Origin of the sequence: Chitinimonas sp., assembly GCF_041904975.1 — a bacterium.
Taxonomy (GTDB): Bacteria; Pseudomonadota; Gammaproteobacteria; order Burkholderiales; family Chitinimonadaceae; genus Chitinimonas.
Genome location: NZ_JAYRLZ010000301.1, coordinates 1 through 4,789, shown reverse-complemented (window position 1 = coordinate 4,789; position 4,789 = coordinate 1). Strand labels below are relative to the sequence as shown.

5 protein-coding genes are annotated in these 4,789 nt (G+C 61.3%); all 5 read right to left on the bottom strand.

What is annotated here, in order from left to right; all coding sequences use genetic code 11:
- Nucleotides 1-394 precede the first annotated feature (394 nt).
- Entirely contained in the window at nt 395-1,021 is a 627-nt protein-coding gene (locus ACE3OH_RS19435; RefSeq protein WP_374357077.1) for a hypothetical protein, read from the bottom strand.
- 545 nt (nt 1,022-1,566) lie between these two features.
- Nucleotides 1,567-2,415 carry a TIGR02285 family protein gene (locus ACE3OH_RS19430; RefSeq protein WP_374357075.1) on the bottom strand — a complete coding sequence of 283 codons (849 nt, stop codon included), beginning with the start codon at nt 2,413-2,415 and terminating at the stop codon, nt 1,567-1,569.
- A 94-nt stretch (nt 2,416-2,509) separates the two neighbouring features.
- Nucleotides 2,510-2,863 carry a 2Fe-2S iron-sulfur cluster-binding protein gene (locus ACE3OH_RS19425; protein WP_374357074.1) on the bottom strand — a complete coding sequence of 118 codons (354 nt, stop codon included), beginning with the start codon at nt 2,861-2,863 and terminating at the stop codon, nt 2,510-2,512.
- Entirely contained in the window at nt 2,860-3,486 is a 627-nt protein-coding gene (locus tag ACE3OH_RS19420; protein WP_374357072.1) for a helix-turn-helix transcriptional regulator, read from the bottom strand. Before ACE3OH_RS19420 ends, ACE3OH_RS19425 begins: the two co-directional genes overlap by 4 nt.
- The gene (locus ACE3OH_RS19415; protein ID WP_374357070.1) at nt 3,483-4,718 is read right to left on the bottom strand and encodes an MFS transporter; all 1,236 of its coding nucleotides are present in this window, start codon (nt 4,716-4,718) and stop codon (nt 3,483-3,485) included. Before ACE3OH_RS19415 ends, ACE3OH_RS19420 begins: the two co-directional genes overlap by 4 nt.
- Nucleotides 4,719-4,789 lie beyond the last annotated feature (71 nt).

Sequence of the window (4,789 nt, the reverse complement as noted above, 5' to 3'; positions counted from 1 at the left end):
TGGCGGGCGCAGCCCGCCACAGTCGTCGAATACACGCAGCACCAGCTACGGAGAACCCCATTCCCGTCGGCTCTCGCCGAGCACCGCAGCAGCTTGCGGGGTAGTCCGGGACAGCATGTTTGAGCCTTGGCGAAGCCAAGGCGAGTTCTGGCCCGGCCGCAAGCTGTGAGGAGCGCAGGGAACCCGGCGCAGCCGGGCGAGGCCGTCGGGTCGCCTTTTCTTTCGGTACTTTCTTTTGGCGAAGCAAAAGAAAGTACCCCGGCTGCGGGACGGGCCCCGCTTCAAATCATTCGCGCCGCAGGCGCATAAAACCCAAAGCTGCACATGGTGTGTAATGCGCTTCGCTTCAATTGCATCCTACAAAGGCTTTACGCGTTACGGCCTTTTCCAGATTTTATTGATGGAATCCAGTATCCGTGTGTATAGAAATCTCAGATATGCCGCCTTGCTGCAAAAGTTCAATCAGCTCGATTAGTGCATCTACTGGTGCAGATCCTAAGTCTACGGAAAATCCCCAAAAACCGTTTAAAAGCTGTGGCTCGGTAACCCCGTGGACGATACCTCTAAATCCATCATCGTCAGGAGTCCTGGTCTCGTCCAGATCCAGCCATCTAACCACCCACGCCTCAAAACCCAGCACATCGCTTGGGTTGCCGTTAATAGAAAAAATCGCATCATTCCAGTTGAGGTTTAAAATCCGCACAGTCCCGCAAGTCGATCCTGCTGAGTAATTGATATTTGATACGGTGTCCAAATTTATTTCAACTGGGACAAAGTTGTCGCCGTTCCTGCATCCAATATCCACCACCCAGTAGCAAAAAGGACTCGCCCCTCTGTTGGGTAGTTCCAATGCTACCTCCGGAATAGTCAGCTCGTATTGATCCTTAAGTCTTGGTATCTCTGATTTGATGGCGGATAAATACTGCTGTCTTGCTTCATTTAATTGCTCAGGCCAATTTGGCATCTCTAATGCTCCGTCATTAATCGCAAACCAAGTTAATTGGTTCGCAATTATTTTCAAGAAAGCCGCGAGGTGAATTCAGACGTGCCGATTACTGCCGCAAACTCCATGTTTGGATAGTAATACATGCGGCTTGACGAGACTTGGCTTTTGTAGGGGCGGCTTCAGCCGCGAAGGCGGGCGCAGCGCGCCCACAATCACCGAACACTTGTAGCGCCAGCTACGGTGAGCCCCATTCCCGTCGGCCTCGCCGAGCACCGCAGCAGCTTGCGGGGTAGTCCGGGACAGCATGTTTGAGCCTTGGCGCAGCCAAGGCGAGTTCTGGCCCGGCCGCAAGCTGTGAGGAGCGCAGGGAACCGGCCAAAGGCCGGCGAGGCCGTCGGGTCGCCTTTTCTTTCGGTACTTTCTTTTGGCGAAGCAAAAGAAAGTACCCCGGCCGCGGGACGGGCCCCGCTCAAAACAATCGCGCCGCAGGCGCATAAAACCCAAGGCCGCACATTCGGTGCAATGCGCTTCGCTTCAATTGCACTCTACGGGAATTGCGCCTCACGGACTTCCAAATCATCCGCGCCGTAGGCGCATAAGCGCAGCTGTAGGAAGTCCGCTCAATTCCCACCACGATTGCGCAGCGCACGAATCCGTTCGCGGCTGGCCGGGTCCAGCCATTGTTCGTAATAGCCTTGTATCTGCTCGGCGCTGTCGCGCTGCACCAGCAGCTTGTTCACTTCGCTGATTACCGCCTGGCCGGTGGCGCTGCGTGAGCAAGCGATATGCGAGGTCAGCGTGTCGGGCTGCTCGCTGATTGGCAACCAGGCCAGCCGGCCGGTGATTTCCGGGTGTTCCTGGCTGCTGAATACCGGCTCGAACGAGTAGCCGAGCGTGGCGTCGATGCGCCCGCCTACCACCAGCATGCGCAGCAGATTGATCGAGGCGCCGCTGGCGCTGACCGGCACCACGCGGCTGCCGGCGCCGGCCAGCATCGGGTCGATCTGCGGGCCATAGGCGCGGCTGCTGACCACGCCTATGGTGCTGCGTGTCTGCTTCAGGTAGGCCAATAGCGAGATGCGGCCATGGCCGTCGAGCAGGCCGACCAGATGGCCGATATCTTCCTCGCGCACGATCAGGCCGGTGGGTAGAAAGGTCAGGGTGGGTTGCGAGAACAGCAGGGTGCGTTCGCGCTCGGCGGTGCGTGAAATCTGCGCCGAGCAGACATTGGGGTTGCTGCCGGCATCGTGCAGGAAGCGCGATACCGGTGCCAGCGTGTGCTGGTGGCTGAAACCGGATAGCGCCGGCTCGATATGCCGCTTGAGCAGCATATCGCTATAGCCCTGGCCGGCCAGGCGGCCACGTTCGATATGGGCGGGGGGGAAGTCGGCCTCGTACCAGTTGATGGTGTCGCGGCCATGGCTTGCCACCATCAACAGGCAGCACAGACCGTGGATGAGTACACGCATGCTGGCTCCTCTGAGCTATTCAGCATAGCGCGAATTGGCGTTTTCCCGAACCACCCTTGCTGGAAGGCGGTGCTGGGGCGGCGTTGGCGCCGATTTACCAGCTCACGGCCAGCCAGCCCGGTTCCAGCAAGACATGGCAGGCCAGCCGTGGCAGGGTGGGGCTGTCCGGGTAGACCAAGGTGGCTTTGTCGCCATCGAGCTGGCCGATGCGCAGCAGCACATTGCGCTCCTTCGCGGTCAGGCTCACCGAGCGCTGGCCGGATTCGGCGTGGTTCAGGTAAACCAGGCAGGCACCACAGGTTCCCTGGCCGCAACGCCAGTACAGCGGCAGCTGGCCATCGCGTGCCAGATCGCGTACCGCGTCGATCAGCTTGCCGCCGGCGGGCAACTCAAGCTCGATGGCTGTGGCCATCTTGCCGCCCAGCAAGCTCAGCTGCACCGTGCTCATGCTTGCACCGGCACGATGCGGTAGGCACAGCGGCGCGCGCCGGCCAGCAGGTGGTCGGTGCGCTCCACCGTGCAGCCATCGCCCAGACAGCGCTGGAATATGGCCAGTTCCGAGCGGCAAAAACCTTCGCAGCTGCGTGCGGCGGCGCAGATCGGGCAATGGTTTTCCACCAGCAGCAGGCTGCCATCGTCCTGCTCGTGCAATTGCGCCATATAGCCTTCGCCATTGCGCAGGCTGGTCAGGGCTTCGGCGCGCTGGCGCATTGTGCTCTGTCCATCGAGCTGGCTGGTGTAGAGGCGCTCGGCTTCCTGCTCGCGTGCCGTGATCAGCTGCGCGAGGCCGGTTTCGCCAAATAGCTGGCGTATCTGCTGGATCAGCGCCACGGTCAGTTCGCCATGCCGATCGGGAAAGCGCGCGTGGCCGGCCTCGGTAAGCAGCCAGTAGCGCGCGGGTCGGCCGACGCCTTCGCTGCGGTCTTCATAGCTGAGCAAGCCTTTTTCTTGCCAGCCCTCGAGATGGCGGCGGGTGGCCATGGAGGTCAACTCCAGCTCGCCTGCCAGCGTTTGCGCGGTTTGCGGACCACGGGTCTTGAGCAGGTAGAGGATGCGTTCGGCGGTATTCATGTCGGGGTGGATTGTTGTATTGGATGCGTGTCGGCGGGCGCTGAGTCGCTGTCGGCCTGCCAGCGCTTCAGCCCCCAGGCCGAGCCTAGCGCGAACAGGGCGCCGGCTACCAGCACCAGTCGGGTATCGAGCAGGGTGAGCAGCGAACCGAACAGGGCAACCAGGATATTGGCAATGCAGAAAATGGTGGCCAGCAGGCCCATCACCGCACCCTGGCCAAGGTGACCGAAACGGTCGGAACAATACGCCGGCATCACCGCGTTGTAGAGCGCGATCGGCAGGCCGGCCATCACGATGGCGGCGATGCCGAGCTTGGCTCCCGAGGCGCTGATCAGCATCAGCGACAGCCCGACCAGGCTGGCAAACAGGGCGGCGCGGCGCAAGGGGCTGCCGGCGCCAAAGCGCTCGAGCACGGAGGATGAGCCGGCCATTACCGCGCATAGTGCGGCAGTAACCACGGCAATGCCCTGCGAGCGCATATCGGCAAATTCAACCAGCCACAATGGGTAGAACTCGTAAAACGCCGTCACGCCGAGAGTCAGGCATAGCTGGATGGCAAACAGGGTGCGCAGCTCGCGGTGCGCCAGCAGGGTGAAGGCATGGCGTTCGCGTACCAGTTGCCAGACACCCTGGGTGACGGCTGCCACCGCCTGGCGCTGGATGGCCAGCGCCACCATGGCGGCGGTGAGCAGCAGCGCGCCCATTGCCAGCCAGAACGGCACCGTCAGGCCAAAACCGATGGTCAGCGCGGCAACCATCGGCCCGATCAGCCAACCCATATACAGCGCGCTATTGAACCATGCGAAGGCCTTGACCTTGAGTTCACCGTCGAGCTGGTCGGCCAGCATGGCACGCGCCACCGGGGCATTGCCCTCGGTAAGGCCGGCGGCAAAGCGGGCGAGGATGAACAGCGGATAGGACTGCAGCAGCAGGGCGATGGCAGTCAGCGCGTGGCATGCAGCGCAGCTGAGTGTGGTGAGCAAGAGCATGGGCCGCCTGCCATAACGGTCCGACAAGGGGCCAAGCAAGGCGGAGCCGATCAATAGCCCGAGCGGGTTGATCGCCAGCGCCAGGCCGAACAGCAGCTTGGGCGGCAGGCCAAGGAAGTGATTGAAGCTATTGTGGGCGGTTGCCGCGAACAGCGGCGGCAGGATGGGATAGGGCAAGGCCGCGCCTATGGTGGATAGCAGGCCGAGCAGGCAGGCAGACAGGATCAAGAGTCGGGGATGCATGGTGACCTCGGGCGGGGAGCGGAGTCGGCAGTGTAGATCGGTGATGTAAATAAATAAACAAAAAAGTATAC